Raw genomic sequence first — 14695 nt, forward strand, 5'->3', positions numbered from 1 at the left:
TTAATAATCTACCCTGCCCACGTACCCTTCGGCACAAACTTAGCACCCCCTTACTTCTCGAAGGTTAGGTTACCCTTTGTTAATTGTGCTTTATTGAGTGCGCGCGCTACTCAGCCGCCTTTGTTTCATCTCATTGACCAAGGAGAACCCCATCGTGGCATCTCGTTTCCGACGCGGCACATTCATTGCCGCCCTCACCACCACCGCCCTCATCCCTCTCACTGTGCCTGCCTCCGCCGCAACGGCGGACGGTCACCTGCACTGGGGCATCCGCGCCAGCTTCAACAGCTACACCAACGGGGCGACCTACGTGGGCGACGGGGCAACGCGCACGGACAATGGCTTTGATTTCGAGCTCACCGACGTCACCTTTGACAAGGAGTCGAAGCGAACCGAGGCCCAGTTCAACGGCACTATCCTCTACCGCAAGTACTGCCAGGATGCCTCGCAACCGATGACGAGCGTGTGCGATCTCGACTTGCGATTCGAAGACCCGAAGGTCGTGCTCTCCCCCGCCGAGTCCTACCTTGAGGCTCACGTGAGCTCCAAGCAGTACCTTAAGAACGAGATCTACGCGCCCAAAGAGGCCGTCAAGATAGCTACCCTCAAGCCCAGCTCCGCCACGTTCACCAACGAGGGCGGACGCGTCTCGTGGGAGAATATCGCTTCTACCCTGACCGAAGAAGGCAACCGCATGTTCTCCGAGTTCTACTCCGTGGGCGAGGGACTCGATCCCGTGGCGCTGAACTATGTCGGTGAGGGCGCCACCTTCGTCGAGTCGGACATCACGCTGCGCACGCAGACCTGGAACTCCCACGCTGACTATGACGACGGCGTGCACCAGCTCTTCGATACTGGCACCGGCGTACTCGTCGGCATGCCCGATGGACAGGGCTACGCGCTCATTGACAACAACCTAAAGGAAATCGCGGCCTTGCCCGCCCAGACCGGCAACCGTGGCCTCGCGGCCTACGATTCGAATCACAAGGTGCTCTACTACGTCGACGAGACCGACCGCGCCGAGCTCAAGGCAGTCGACATCACCGATTCCGGCTTCGGCACCCCGCGTGTAGCCGCCACCGCCTCCCACGACATCTACGCGGTGGGCTACCACCCGGGCACCGACGTCATTGCTGCTATCGTCCCGGAGGATTTTAGCGCCCGCACCGCAACGCTGCTTTCAGGGTCGAACGGAACCTTCACCGAGGCGCCGCTGCCCACCGGAGAACAGCTCTTCGGAGACACTCGCCTGGACGCGGAGCCGGGCACTATTTGGGCTAACGACTTCGCGTGGAAGAACCAGGCGGAGCTTTTGCCCATGAAAGACGGCACGTTCCTCTACAACGGCTCGCCGGAGCCTTACTTCGAGGGCGAGGAACTCCCCACGAAGTCGCTGCTTTACTCCATCAAGCCCGACGCCACCGAGGTCACTGAGCGCGCCACCTTCATGAAGGGCTCGCGCTACACTTCCCAGAGCACCTACCTCGACGGGCTGTCCACCGATGGCGTGCACATCTACCGCTTTAACTCGAATCCCAATCCGTCGGCCGCCGCCGCGCAGTCGCTCATTTACGATCCGGATACCCGCGACGTCAAGGCCGAGAGCGAGCCGACCTTTGGCGTGCTTCCGGGTTGGGCGGCTGTCGGCTTCGACGCAGACGGCACGCCCATTCAGCTTAATGGCTCGACCGGCGATCTCAACTGGCTCCAGCAGGGCAGCTTCACCGTGACGAAGTCCTTCCCGCTGCCCAACGGGCGCGAGACGACCAATGTCACGAACAACACGTTCCTGGTTCGCAAGGACGGCACCATGTTCGTGCCCACTCTCGACGAGTCGCGTGGAGACTGGAAGGAGCACTACGTCCTGCGCCGCATCGATGTCGCGTCCGAAGATACGCCCGCAATCAGCGAGGAAGACAACCTGGCTAAGCTGCGCAAGCGTGCGCTTGCTATTCCCCAGAAGAAGCTTGACGATGCCACCTCGGCACTGGCCGCAGATCCCACCAACGCTGAGCTGCAGCGTGATGTCGCTATCGCTCAAGCAGAGCTCGACATCGCCACCGCCAAGCTCGACAATGACGCAGACAAACTCGCTGCCGCGCAACAGGCTCTCGCTAAGGCCCAAGCTGGCCAGCCGGAGTCGGGCAAGCCCAAGCCTGAAAACCCGAAGCCGGAAAACACCCAGCCAAACAAACCCAAACCTGAAAACCCAAAGCCGGAAAACACCCAGCCAAACAAGCCCAAACCTGAAAACCCAAAGCCGGAAAACACCCAGCCAAACAAGCCCAAACCTGAAAACCCGAAGCCGGAAAAGCCCGAGTCGGAGAAGTCAAGCAAGCCGGAGTCGATGAGTGCCTCGGCGACGGTGGCCTGGATCGTGCCGATCCTTACGCTCCTCGCGGCTCTAGGCAGCGTCGGCTACGCCGTTATCCACGGCATGATCCCCGGTCTCAAGCTGCCGAAGCTCCCCTTCTAGCGATTAATTCGGAGCGTCGAGGTGTTGCGTCGTGAGGTAACCGCGGCGCATGCGCTCGACAATGATGGAGCGCAGATACAACGCCAGTCCCCATAGCATCGCAAAGATGATGGCAACGGCGAGCACAGACCAGTGGATGAAGATGCCCATCGCAGCGCCCACGATTTGGCCGGCGAAGATGACGGCGAGCGCCCACGGCTTCTTAATGAAAGCGAACATGATGACGTGGAACGCGAGCCACGCGCCCACCAGCGCGATAGTGGTGGTCGTCCACAGCTCGCCGTTGTAGAGCATGCGCAACGCCAGCAGGGCAAGGACCAGCGTGATGACCTCCATGGTGAGGCCATTGGCCAGGACCATGCCAGTGAACTGCTTGAGCGGGTCCTTGGCCGGAGCGTGGCCCATACCCAGCGGGCCTACCTCTGACTCAACGCGGGGCTTTCCCCGCAGATCGTCACGGTTGTTGTTGCGCGAAGTCATGCAAGTGAGTGTGCCAAAACCAGTGAGCCAAGTCTAATTAATCTGGGCCGCCACGTGGTCCAGAATTGCCCCCGCAACGTCGACGCCGGTGATTTCCGTGAGCGCCACGAATTGAGCGTTGGAATTGACCTCGCAGATAAGCGGTGCGCCGTCCGCATCAAAGAGCACGTCGATGCCGCCGAAGTCGAGGCCGGTCGCGCCCATAGCGCCCCGCGCAGCCGCGATGGTGGCGGCATCGGGAGCAAAGGCCTCGGCCGTGCCGCCGGCTGCGATATTCGCACGGAAGTCGCCGGAGCTGCGGCGGATCATGGCAGCGACGAGGTCATCGCCCACGAAGTAGAGGCGGGCGTCCGTGCCTGCGGCCGCAGCGATGAAGCGCTGGAGGACGGCGTCCTCCGTGCCCAGGCCGCGCAGGAAATCCAAAAGTCCGGCGCGGGACTCGACTAATTCCACGCCCGCGCCCCAGGAGCTGCGGGCACGCTTGGCCACGAGCGGGAGCCCGAGAGTGTCGATGGCGGCGTCGGCGTACTTGCCCCAGGCGGTCTGCGGGGCAAAGCGCAGCGGCACGAGCAACGTGTCCGGCTGAGGCACGCCTGCGGCGAGCAGGGCCGGGTACGTGAGCGCCTTGGAATCGCAAGTCTCGACGGCCGCGGCGGAGTTGAATACGCGCGTGCCCCGGGCCTCGAGGAGCCGGAGGAGTGCGACGTCCTTGTCGAAGGCCAGGGCGAAGGAGGGGGCATCGGCAAGCTGGGCATGGGCATTGGTGACGCGGTCCAGCGTGAGCCCGCGGGCGCGGGCGGCGTCCTCAAGCAGGCCGAACTGGCGGTCAAAGACCGGCCAGTTGAGCCACGCGTTGTGGACGAGCCAGCCCATCTACGCTCCCAGGAGGGTGCGGGCCTCGCCGGCCGTGGCGACGGAGCCGGTGATGATGATGCCCTTGCCCGCGAAGGCCTGGGCGCCGTCTTCGTCGGCGAGCTCGATAGCCTGGTCCACCGCGTCGAGGATGGTATGCGCGGTGTAGACGCGCTCGTCGCCGAAGACGTCGGCGGCGAGTTCCGCGAGCTCCTCCATCTCCATCGCGCGGGGGTTGGAATTCTGCGTGATGACCACGCGATTGACAGCGGGCTCGAGCGTCTTCAAGATGTCGAGGACGTCCTTGTCACCGAAGATGGACACGACGGCGGTGACGTCTGCGAAGTCGAAGTCGCGGTCGAGCGCGGCGACGAGCGAACGCATGCCGTGCGCGTTATGCGCGGAGTCAACGAAGACCGCCGGGTTGGCACGCAAGCGCTCGAAGCGGCCCGGGACCGTGGCTTGGGCGAAGCCGTTGCGGACACTTGCGATGTCGAGGGCGTGGCCAGCGTGGGCGCCGAAGAAGGCCTCCACAGCGGCGAGAGCGGTGGCCGCGTTGTGGGCCTGGTGCTCGCCGAAGAGCGGAATGAAGATGCCCTCGTAGGTGCCGCCCAGGCCGCGCAGAATGAGCTGCTGGCCGCCCACGGCGACAGCAGACTCGGCGACGGCGAACTCGGAGCCCTCGCGCGCGACACCAGAGTCAGTGTCTACGGCGCGCTGGAGGAGGACCTTCATGGCGTCGGGCTCCTGCACGCCAATGATCGCGATGTTCTCGTCCGGGCCGGCGTCGAAGCCCTCGTCGTGCGGGCGCGGCTTGATAATACCGGCCTTCTGCTCAGCGATCTCCGGGAGGGTCTCCCCCAGCCAGTTCATGTGGTCCATGCCGATAGGCGTGATGACGGAGACGTCCGCGTTGATGACGTTCGTGGCGTCCCAGGTGCCGCCCATGCCGACCTCGACGACGGCGACGTCGACGGGAGCGTCCGCGAAGGCCGCGAAGGCCAGCGCCACGAGGACTTCGAACTTGCTCATCGGGGCTTGCCCGGCGAACTTGTCGTCGACCATCGCCACGTAAGGGGCGATCTCCTCCCAGATGCGTACGAGGTCGCGCGCGGGAATGGGATTGCCGTCGATGACGATGCACTCGGTCATCCTGCTCAGTGCTGGCGTGGTGAACAGGCCGGTGCGGCGGTGGAAGGCGCGCAGGAGCGAATCCGTAAGACGAGCGGTTGAGGTCTTTCCATTCGTGCCGGCGATGTGGATGGCCGGGAAAGTCTTCTCCGGGTTGCCCAAGATGTCGAGGAGCATCTCCACGCGGTCGAGCGAGGGATTCGGATCCGTCTCGCGCGGGCGCGCGTTGAGCTCCGCCTCGAGTGCTGCCAGCTGAGCCAGCTCTTCAGGGGTGTCCTCCGCGGGCGCGGGCTCCTCGTACTCGTCCTCGGAACCCATGCCGAGGTTGAGCGTGAGCCCGGAGTCGGTGATCTCCACCGGGCTGTCCGCGGTGCCCTCGGCAAGTGCGTCGACGATCTCGAACTCGTCGTCCTTGCTGTCCTTCTTGTCTGCCACTACTTGAGTGCCTCCAGGCGTGCGGTAATGCGCTCGACCTCTTCTTGTGCAACCTGCTGGCGGGTGCGGATCTTCTCCACGACGGTATCGGGAGCCTTGGAAAGGAAGGCCTCATTGGCGAGCTTCTTGCCGGTCTGCTCAAGTTCCTTCTCCGCCTTGCCCAGGTCCTTGGTCAGGCGCTTGCGCTCGGCCTCGACGTCGACGGTGCCGGAGGTATCCAGTGCGACCTCGACGGTGGCCTGGGTGAGGCGCACCTCGATGGACGCGGACGGCGCGAAGCCGTCTTCCGGCTCGGTTGTGTTGGCGAGGTTGCGGATCATAGCCTCGAGCGGCACTAGATCGCAGGCGGCGAAATCGAGGCGGCCCGGGACCTTCTGCGAAGGCTTGACGCCTTGGTCGGAGCGGAAGCGGCGCAGCTCGGTGATGAGCTTGTCCGCGTCCGCGATGCGGCGCGCGGCAACCTCGTCCTTCTCGGCGCCACCGTTGGTGTCCTCCTGCGTCGGCCACGGGGCGACGACGATGGTCTCGCCGCCGGTGAGAGCCTTCCACAGGACCTCGGTGACAAACGGCATGGTCGGGTGGAGCAGGCGCAGGACCACGTCGAGGACGCGGCCCAGAACGAGCTGCGTATTGTGGCCGGTCAGCCGCTCCGCGTCTGACGTTTCTGCCGAATCGAAGTCGCGCGGGATCTGCGTCTTGGCAATCTCGACGTACCAGTCGCACAGCTCGTCCCACGCGAAGTGGTAGAGCAGCTCGTTGGCCTTGGCGAACTGGTAGTCGTCCAGGTACTTATCCACCTGAACGCGGACCTCTTCGGCGCGGTCGAGGATCCAGCGGTCGGCATCCGAGAGCGCGTCGCGAGCGGGCAGCTCGCCCACGCCCGCGCCGTTCATGAGCGCGAACTTGGTGGCATTAAAGAGCTTGGTCGCGAAGTTTCGGGAGGCCGCGGCGGCGTCCTGGCCCAGCGGCAGGTCAACGCCCGGGTTGGCGCCGCGTGCCAGCGTGAAGCGCAGGGCGTCCGCACCGTAGTCTCGGACCCAGTCCATGGGGTCGATGCCGTTGCCGAGCGACTTGGACATCTTGCGGCCCTGCTCGTCGCGGACGAGGCCGTGCAGATAGATGTCGTGGAACGGAATCTGCGGACGGCCGTCCTTGCCTTCGCCGAGGAGCTCCGGGGTATGAGCCCCCGCGAAGGTGCCGAACATCATCATGCGAGCGACCCAGAAGAAGAGGATGTCGTACGCGGTGACGAGCACGTTCGTGGGATAGAACTTCTCCAGATCCGGGGTCTTCTCCGGCCAGCCGAGCGTGGAGAAGGGCCACAACGCCGAGGAGAACCAGGTGTCGAGGACGTCGGGGTCCTGGACGTAGCCGGCCGGCGGCTCCTCGTCGGGGCCGACGCAGACGATATCGCCGTCCGGGCCGTACCAGATCGGGATACGGTGGCCCCACCACAGCTGGCGCGAAATGCACCAGTCGTGCATGTCATCGACCCAGTCGAAGTAACGCGGCTCCAGGGAGGTCGGGTGGATGACGGTATCGCCCTCGCGGACGGCGTCGCCGGAGTACTTGGCGAGCTTCTCCACGGCGACGAACCACTGCAGGGACAGGCGCGGCTCGACGGGCTCGCCGGAACGCTCCGAGTGGCCCACGGAGTGGACGTAGGGGCGGATTTCCTTGACAATGCGCCCCTGCTCGGCGAGCGCCTCGCGGATCTGCACGCGGGCCTCTTCGCGGGTCAAACCATCGAACTGGGTGCCCGTGTTTGCGATATGGCCGGTTGTGTCCATGATGTTCGGCATGTCCAGGTTGTGGCGCAGGCCCATCTGGTAGTCGTTCGGGTCGTGGGCCGGAGTGATCTTCACGGCGCCGGTGCCGAATTCCATGTCCACGTAGTCGTCGGCGATGACCTTGAGCGTGAGGTCGTCGCGGAATGGGTGCGGGAACTCCTGGCCGACGAGGTCCTTGTAGCGCTCGTCGTCCGGGTGGACGGCAATCGCGACGTCGCCGAGCATTGTCTCCACACGGGTCGTGGCCACGATGAGGTGCGGCTCGTCGTCATTGAGGGAGCCGTAGCGAATGGAGACGAGCTCACCCTCGACGTCTTTGTAGACGACCTCGATGTCGGAGACGGCGGTCTCGAGCACCGGCGACCAGTTGACCAGGCGGTTGGCTTGATAGATCAGGCCTTCGTCGTAGAGCTGCTTGAAGATAGTCTGGACGGCGCGAGAGAGACCATCATCAAGCGTAAAGCGCTCGCGGGACCAGTCCACGGAGTCGCCGATGGCGCGCATCTGATTCTGAATAGTTCCGCCGTACTCGCGCTTCCACTCCCAGACCTTCTCAATGAATTCCTCGCGGTCGTAGTCCCAGCGGGACTTGCCCTCGGTCTCCTTCAGCTTGGCCTCGACCTTGGTCTGGGTCGCGATACCCGCGTGGTCCGCGCCCGGCAGCCACAGCGTAGCGAAGCCCTGCATGCGCTTGCGGCGGATAATCGAGTCGATGAGCGTGTGGTCCAAGGCGTGGCCCATGTGCAGCTGACCGGTGACGTTCGGCGGCGGCAACACGATGGAATACGGCTCGGCCTCGGACTCGGCCGACGGTGTGAAGTAGCCCGCCTTCACCCAGCCTTCGTAGAGGTCAGATTCGACCGACTGCGGATCCCAGGACTTGGGCAGCGCGTCGGCGCGGTTGGTACCAACTAAATTCTTGTCATTTCGCTCAGTCACCCGGCCAAGTCTACCCTGTGCGTCAACGGCGAATTCTTACCCCCTTTTCGTCATTTTCCCCCGCCCGCGCGCGCCCGGCGTTACATTGCTTTCCATGTCTTCACACGTAACCCGCCTGCGCACGCGCCACTTCCTCGACGCGCATGCACAAGGAACCAAGTTTTCCTGCTTGACCAGCTACGATGCCCTCACCGCCGGCATTTTTGACGAGGCTGGCATCGATCTCCTCCTCGTCGGTGACTCCGCCGCGAACGTCGTCTACGGCCGCGAGACCACACTCTCCCTTACCCTCGACGAAACCATCACCATGGCCAAGGCCGTCGTCGCCGCCACACAACGCGCCTTCGTCGTCGTCGATCTTCCCTTCGGTTCCTACGAGGCCTCGCCGTCTCAGGCGCTCGCATCCGCCGTCCGCGTCATGAAGGAGACCGGGGCGCACGCCGTGAAGTTCGAGGGCGGCGCAGAGCTCGCCCCCACCGTCGAGAAGTTGGTCGCCGCAGGCATCCCCGTCTGCGCGCACATCGGGTTCACGCCCCAGTCCGTCCACGCCTTGGGCGGCTTCCGCGTCCAAGGCCGCGGGGACCACGCCGACCGCTTGCTTGCCGATGCCTCCTCCCTCGCCGCCGCCGGCGCCTTCGCCGTCGTCCTCGAGATGGTCCCGGCCCCCGTTGCCGCGCGCGTCACGAAGGCCATCGACATCCCGACAATCGGCATCGGCGCCGGGGCCGACACCGACGGCCAGATCCTCGTATGGACCGACATGGCCGGCCTGTCCACCGTCGCCCCGCGCTTCTCCCGCACGTACGCAGACCTGCGCGCCACGCTCGCCGAGGCCGTCTCCTCCTACATCGCGGACATCAACTCCGGCTCCTTCCCCTCCGAGGCAGAAAGCTTTCAGGACTAATGCAGATTCTCACCACTAAAGCTCAACTATTCGCATTCCAACGCACTGGCTCGGTCGGATTGGTTCCCACCATGGGCGCGCTCCACGGCGGCCACGCCTCACTCGTGCGCCGCGCACGCGAAGAGAACGACACCGTGGTTGTCTCCGTCTTCGTCAATCCCCTGCAGTTCGACAAGCTCGGCGACTGCGAGGATTACCGCGAATACCCGCGTAACCTCGACGCGGACGCCGCGTTCCTCGAGTCGCTCGGCGTCGACGCAGTCTTCGCGCCCTCGCCGGAGGAGATGTACCCGAACGGCCAGGCCATCTGGGTACGCACCGGCCGCATGGGCGAGGGTCTCGAGGGCGTGACGCGCCCCGGGCACTTCGATGGTGTCGCCACCGTCGTGACCAAGCTGTTCAACCTCGTGCGCCCGGACCGCGCCTACTTCGGCCAGAAAGACGCACAGCAGGTCGCTATCATTCGCCGCATGGTCGCCGACCTCGACCTGCCCGTCGACATCGTGGCGGTCCCCATCGTCCGCGCCGCCGACGGCCTCGCCGAGTCCAGCCGCAACCAGCGCCTCTCCCCCGACGAGCGCCCGCAGGCCCTCCAGCTGTCCCAGGCGCTCTTCGCGCTGCGCGACGGCGCCACGCTTGACAAGGCCCGCGCGATGATCGACAGGCTCGACTACCTCGTCGTCGTCGACCCGCTTACCCTGAACGCAGTCGAGCCGGACCAGCGCCCGGCCCTCGCGCTGTGCGCAGCGTGGGTCGGCCCGGTCCGGCTCATTGACAACCTCGAGCTGAGCTAGAGGAGATCCTTCACGGCCTCGCGCTCGGCGCGCAGCTCGGCGACGGAGGCCTCGATGCGCTCCTTCTGGAAGTCGCTGAGCTCGAGGCCCTGAACGATCTCCCACTTACCGTCGCGCGCAATGGTCGGGAAGCCGCAGATGAGTCCCTCGTCCACGCCGTAGCTGCCGTCCGAGACAACAGCGGCGGTGCGCCAGTCCTCGGTGCCGGCGAACCAGTCGCGCATGTGATCGATGGCCGCCGAGGCCGCCGACGCAGCAGACGACGAACCGCGGACCTCGATGATCTCGGCACCGCGCTTGGCCACGCGCGGAATGAACTCATCGGCGTACCAGGCCTGGTCGACCTCGACCTTCTCGCCATTTGCCTCGGCGAACGTGAGATCCGGGAACTGGGAAGCGGAGTGGTTGCCCCAGACCGCGACCTTCGTGAAGTCCGTCGTGCGCTTGCCGGTCTTCTCGGCCAGCTGGCTCAGTGCACGGTTGTGGTCGAGACGCATGAGAGCGGTGAACTGACGTGGGTCCAGATCCGGCGCATTCTTCGAAGCAATAAGCGCGTTCGTGTTCGCCGGGTTGCCCACGACGAGCACCTTGACGTCGCGGTCCGCGAAGTCATTGATGGCCTTGCCCTGCGGGCCGAAGATGGCGCCGTTGGCGCTGAGCAGGTCAGCGCGCTCCATACCCTTCGTGCGCGGGCGGGAGCCGACGAGGAACGCGGCGGTGGTGCCGGTGAATGCTTCCTCCAAGTCGGTGGTGACGGTGACGGACTGGAGCAGCGGGAAGGCGGCATCGGCAAGCTCCATGGCCACGCCGGTCGCGGCCTGCTTCGCGGGCTCAATCTCCAGCAACACCAAGTCGACCGGCACGTCCTTGCCGAAGACCTCGCCGGAAGCCACACGGAAAGCAAGGGCGTAGCCGATATTGCCGGCCGCGCCCGTAATCGTCACACGCTGAGCAGAAGTCATCACAGTTCCTTTCACACGACTGAATTTGCTCTTAGTGTCTAGTTTCCCTGCACACCCATGAAAATGCGACCACTGTGACCTAACCCCAACCGGGCACCCCCCAAATGGGCTCCACCTTTCACCCATTTCGGGTAGATTTCCACATTTGAATTTCACGGCCCGCGCTTTTCGGGCACGATGGATAGGCAGAGAAATTTGAGAAAGGGAGACCCACAGCGATGGCTACTGATGACAACGCTACGACCGAGACAACCGGCACCACCGCGGCCGAGGTCGCCGTCGAGCGAGTCGTCGAAATTGCTACAGAGCAATTTTCCCGCAAGGGTTTCGCCGAGACAAAGCTCGACACCATTTCCCGCGCGTCCGGCATGTCCAAGCGCATGATCCACTACCACTTCGGCGATAAGCAGGGGCTGTATCAAAAGGCACTAGCCCACGCCGCCGAGTTGCTCGCACCCAACGTGGCGCTCATGGAACCCCACTCCGCCGTGCCCGTCGAAGGCGTGCGCAAGCTCGTGGACACCATCTTCGACCAGTACGTCGCCCACCCTGAGGCCGTGCGCCTGCTCACGCAGGAATCCGTCATCCAGTCCCTCGAGACCACGCAGAACGCCGCGGTCACGGACCTCTCCGAGCTCTCGCTCCACCTGGATAAGCTGCTCATGAAGGGCCAGGACGCCGGCGCTTTCCGCCCCGGTATTTCCGCGAATGACGTCTTCGTACTCATCGCGTCGCTCGCGATGTACCGCACGACGAACAAAGACATGATGATCAATCTGCTGGGCCTCGACATGACGAACGAGACCAACACGGAGGGCATGCGCCGCATGGTTATCGACGCCATCCTTGCGTTCCTCACGGCGAATATTCCGGACACCGGTCAGGAGTCCTACCTCACCGCCAAGGTCGAAGACGATGAGTCCGAGGTGCCCTCGGATGTCTACGACTCGGGTGCGGGCATTTACGACTAATCCCCCGTTCCTTGCGAAAATCGTCGCGAGAGTTCAACGCACATGACGATTTTCGGCAGCAACTCGCCCCGTTCCTTGCGAAAATCCTCCCGCGCCAGCACGGCTGCGGGAGGATTCTTTTAGGCGGACTGTTCGGCCGGAGCGTAGAGGTACTCGGGCTCGGCCTCGCCGCGGACGGTGGCGGCCGTGATGCGCACGCCGGAGATGTCTTCGCGGTCCGGGAGGTCGTACATGATGGGCACGAGCAGCTCCTCAAGGATGGCACGCAGGCCGCGGGCGCCGGTCTTGCGCTCCATGGCGAGCTCGGCGATTTCCTCGAGGGCGTCCTTATCGAACTCGAGGGCGGCACCGTCCATCTCGAATAGAGCCTGGTACTGGCGCACGAGCGAGTTCTTCGGCTCGGTGAGCACGCGGACGAGGGACTCCGTGTCGAGGTTGTCCACGGTCGCGACGACGGGCAGGCGGCCAATGAACTCGGGGATGAGGCCGAACTTCACGAGGTCCTCCGGACGCACCTGGTCGAAGAGGTCGTGGCGCTCGCGCTCGGCGGCGGTGTCGAGCTTGGCGCCGAAGCCCACTCCCTTCTTGCCCACGCGGTCCGCGATGACCTTCTCCAATCCGGCAAAGGCGCCGGCAACGATGAACAGGATATTCGAGGTATCGAGCTGGATGAACTCCTGGTTCGGGTGTTTGCGGCCGCCCTGCGGCGGGATAGCAGCGACGGTGCCCTCGAGGATCTTGAGAAGCGCCTGCTGCACGCCTTCGCCGGAGACGTCGCGGGTAATCGACGGGTTTTCCGACTTGCGGGAGATCTTGTCAATCTCGTCAACGTAGATGATGCCGCGCTGCGCGCGCTCGACGTCAAAGTCCGCGGCCTGCAACAGCTTGAGCAGAATATTTTCCACATCCTCGCCCACATAGCCGGCCTCGGTGAGCGAGGTGGCATCGGCGATAGCGAACGGGACGTCGAGCATGCGCGCGAGCGTCTGCGCGAGGTAGGTCTTGCCGGAGCCGGTCGGGCCGAGCATCAAGATGTTGGATTTTGCGATTTCTACAGCGTCTTCGGGTGCGGCGTGGCGCCTACGGGAGGCATCGGCAGCCTGGGCCTCGTCCGACTTCATGCGCTTGTAATGGTTGTAGACCGCCACCGACAGCGCGCGCTTGGCGCGATCCTGGCCAATGACGTACTTGTCGAGGAACGCCGAAATCTCCGAGGGGCGCGGCAGGCGCGTCTCCGCCTTCTCCTCCGCGGCCTCAGCGTTCTTCCCCAGCTCCTCTTCGATGATCTCGTTGCACAGCTCAATGCACTCATCGCAGATGTAGACGCCGCCGCCGGCGATAAGCTTCTTCACTTGCTTCTGGCTCTTCCCACAGAATGAGCATTTCAGCAGGTCAGCGCTTTCTTGCATGCGTGCCAATTCAGGCCTTCCGTCTCGATTGCGTCTAGGGAGTCGCGCGCTGGGCGCGCCGTAACTTCCCACTCTAGTAAATCAACGCGCCGCCGCCCCGATTTCTTCCCGCGCGGCGACACATGAAGATGAATATTATTGCCGGTCCGCTAGACATAGACCAAGCGGTACAGTACCTTTCCTTCAACCCTGCACAGGGGCAGAAAAATGACTTTGGTAATACATTAACTGGAAAGGCCCTGACCATGGACATTCGGTCGCGCATCGACTCTCACCGCATGGGAACGTATCAATGGACCATCATCGCCATTGCGCTCTTTATCAACTCCTTGGACGGCTATGACATGGTCGCCATGGCCTTCGCCGCCTCGGCCGTCACGGACGACTTTGGGTTGAGCGGTTCAGCGCTGGGCTGGCTGCTTGCCGCGGCGGGCATCGGCATCGCGCTCGGCTCTCTCATCCTAGCCCCGCGCGCGGACCGCTGGGGCCGCCGCACAGTCATCCTCTTAGGCCTCGCCATCGATCTTGTGGGTCTCGTCGCGACGGCGCTCGCGCCGAACTTCGCGCTCCTGCTCGCCGCGCGCATCCTCACCGGCGTGGGCGTGGGCGCCATCCTCACGTGCGTCACGGTGCTCGTGAGCGAGTTTTCCAACCTGCGCCACCGCGGTCTCGCCGTGGCCATCTATGCCTCGGGCTACGGCCTAGGCGCCGCCGCGTGCGGCTGGGTGGCCAAGTCTTTCGGCGCCTGGGAGATTATCTTCTGGGTCGGCGCCGCACTCACTCTCGTCGCGCTTGCTCTCGCGTGGTCTATCCCTGAGTCCCCCGACTTCCTCGCGGCCCGCGGCGACTCCGCCGGTGTGCGTCGCCTTGCCCTGCGCTTGGGCCTCGGCTCCGACATCATTGTGGCGCCCGCTCAGCCTTCCGATGCCGCCCTCCGCGACGTCCTCTCCCCCGCTTGGCGCCCCATCTCGCTGCGCCTATGGGCAGCCTTCGCCCTCGGCTCGTCCGCGTTCGGTTTCGCGTCGCAGTGGACACCCAAGCTTCTCGATACCGCCGGGCTCAGCGCCGAGCAGGGCATCCTGGGCGGCATCATGCTCTCTGTGGGCGGCACGCTGGGCTCGCTTGCCTTCGGGACGCTCACGACGCGCATTCGCGCTCAGCGCCTACTCATCGGTTGCTGCCTCGCGGCGGCGGTCGTGCTCGTGGCCTTCATCTCTTTGTCGGGCGCGCCGCTGGCGATGCTCGTCCTCGGCGTCGTGGCGGGCATGTTTTTAAACGGCTGCATCACGGGCTTCTACACCGTGGTCCCGGCGGCCTATCCCGGCGCGCTGCGTGCCTCGGCGATGGGAGCGGCCATTGGCGTCGTGCGCGTGGCCACGACGGCCTCGCCCATCCTCGTGGGCTACCTCGTCGACGCAGGGTGGACGCCGTTTGCGCTCTACGTTCTCTTCGCGGTACTCACCGTTGCGGGCGGTGTGTGCCTGCGCGGAATTCGGGAGTACCGTAAGGTTCACACGACTCCTGCGCGCGAGCGCGTTCTGGTTTAGCCTGA

The 14695-nt window shown here is 64.4% G+C and carries 11 protein-coding genes; 5 read left to right on the forward strand and 6 right to left on the reverse strand.

The annotated features are described in order from the left end of the window. Positions 1–154 precede the first annotated feature (154 nt). Positions 155–2476, forward strand: a complete 2322-nt coding sequence (locus BN9444_RS15390; protein WP_068802005.1) for an HtaA domain-containing protein — start codon at positions 155–157, stop codon at positions 2474–2476. Between the two features lie 3 nt (positions 2477–2479). Here BN9444_RS15390 and BN9444_RS12140 read toward each other — a convergent pair whose 3' ends face one another. The 4 genes from BN9444_RS12140 to BN9444_RS12155 are packed head-to-tail and all read right to left on the reverse strand — an operon-like array spanning position 2480 to position 8103. Then, a complete protein-coding gene (locus BN9444_RS12140; protein WP_068802006.1) occupies positions 2480–2956 on the reverse strand; it encodes a DUF4233 domain-containing protein in 477 nt (158 codons plus the stop codon). Positions 2957–2989: 33 nt separating this feature from the next. Next, complete coding sequence (locus tag BN9444_RS12145) at positions 2990–3829, reverse strand: ATP-grasp domain-containing protein (RefSeq protein WP_068802007.1); 840 nt, start codon at positions 3827–3829, stop codon at positions 2990–2992. Continuing rightward, on the reverse strand, positions 3830–5374 hold the full coding sequence (locus BN9444_RS12150) for a bifunctional folylpolyglutamate synthase/dihydrofolate synthase (protein ID WP_066511358.1): 1545 nt from the start codon (positions 5372–5374) through the stop codon (positions 3830–3832). Beyond that, positions 5374–8103: a valine--tRNA ligase gene (locus BN9444_RS12155; RefSeq protein ID WP_068802008.1), complete on the reverse strand. Its 2730-nt coding sequence runs from the start codon at positions 8101–8103 to the stop codon at positions 5374–5376. The genes BN9444_RS12150 and BN9444_RS12155 overlap by 1 nt, the downstream gene beginning before the upstream one ends. Before the next feature lie 94 nt (positions 8104–8197). Between BN9444_RS12155 and panB the strand changes: the two genes are divergently transcribed. Both panB and panC read left to right on the forward strand, forming a co-directional pair. After that, a complete protein-coding gene (gene panB, locus BN9444_RS12160; RefSeq protein ID WP_068802009.1) occupies positions 8198–9007 on the forward strand; it encodes a 3-methyl-2-oxobutanoate hydroxymethyltransferase in 810 nt (269 codons plus the stop codon). After that, positions 9007–9801: a pantoate--beta-alanine ligase gene (panC, locus tag BN9444_RS12165; RefSeq protein ID WP_068802010.1), complete on the forward strand. Its 795-nt coding sequence runs from the start codon at positions 9007–9009 to the stop codon at positions 9799–9801. Before panB ends, panC begins: the two co-directional genes overlap by 1 nt. Here panC and BN9444_RS12170 read toward each other — a convergent pair. Then, positions 9798–10763, reverse strand: a complete 966-nt coding sequence (locus tag BN9444_RS12170; RefSeq protein ID WP_066490512.1) for a malate dehydrogenase — start codon at positions 10761–10763, stop codon at positions 9798–9800. The two genes, panC and BN9444_RS12170, sit on opposite strands and share 4 nt — an antisense overlap. Positions 10764–10981: 218 nt before the next feature. On the opposite strand from BN9444_RS12170, the gene BN9444_RS12175 reads away from it, so the two are divergent. After that, the gene (locus tag BN9444_RS12175; protein WP_066490503.1) at positions 10982–11734 is read left to right on the forward strand and encodes a TetR/AcrR family transcriptional regulator; all 753 of its coding nucleotides are present in this window, start codon (positions 10982–10984) and stop codon (positions 11732–11734) included. 119 nt (positions 11735–11853) lie between these two features. On the opposite strand, the gene clpX is transcribed toward BN9444_RS12175, so the two are convergent. Next, entirely contained in the window at positions 11854–13152 is a 1299-nt protein-coding gene (clpX, locus tag BN9444_RS12180) for an ATP-dependent Clp protease ATP-binding subunit ClpX (protein WP_066490499.1), read from the reverse strand. Positions 13153–13421: 269 nt separating this feature from the next. On the opposite strand from clpX, the gene BN9444_RS12185 reads away from it, so the two are divergent. After that, complete coding sequence (locus BN9444_RS12185) at positions 13422–14690, forward strand: MFS transporter (RefSeq protein WP_233423586.1); 1269 nt, start codon at positions 13422–13424, stop codon at positions 14688–14690. The last annotated feature ends 5 nt before the right edge of the window (positions 14691–14695 follow it).

This window comes from Corynebacterium phoceense (assembly GCF_900092335.1).
GTDB classification, from domain to species: domain Bacteria; phylum Actinomycetota; class Actinomycetes; order Mycobacteriales; family Mycobacteriaceae; genus Corynebacterium; species Corynebacterium phoceense.

Coding starts and splice junctions, on each gene's coding strand:
- BN9444_RS12185 (WP_233423586.1), top strand. CDS start 13,422: ATGGGAACGTATCAATGGACCATCATCGCCATTGCGCTCTTTATCAAC.
- panC (WP_068802010.1), top strand. CDS start 9,007: ATGCAGATTCTCACCACTAAAGCTCAACTATTCGCATTCCAACGCACT.
- panB (WP_068802009.1), top strand. CDS start 8,198: ATGTCTTCACACGTAACCCGCCTGCGCACGCGCCACTTCCTCGACGCG.
- BN9444_RS12145 (WP_068802007.1), bottom strand. CDS start 3,829: ATGGGCTGGCTCGTCCACAACGCGTGGCTCAACTGGCCGGTCTTTGAC.
- BN9444_RS12140 (WP_068802006.1), bottom strand. CDS start 2,956: ATGACTTCGCGCAACAACAACCGTGACGATCTGCGGGGAAAGCCCCGC.
- BN9444_RS12170 (WP_066490512.1), bottom strand. CDS start 10,763: ATGACTTCTGCTCAGCGTGTGACGATTACGGGCGCGGCCGGCAATATC.
- BN9444_RS12175 (WP_066490503.1), top strand. CDS start 10,982: ATGGCTACTGATGACAACGCTACGACCGAGACAACCGGCACCACCGCG.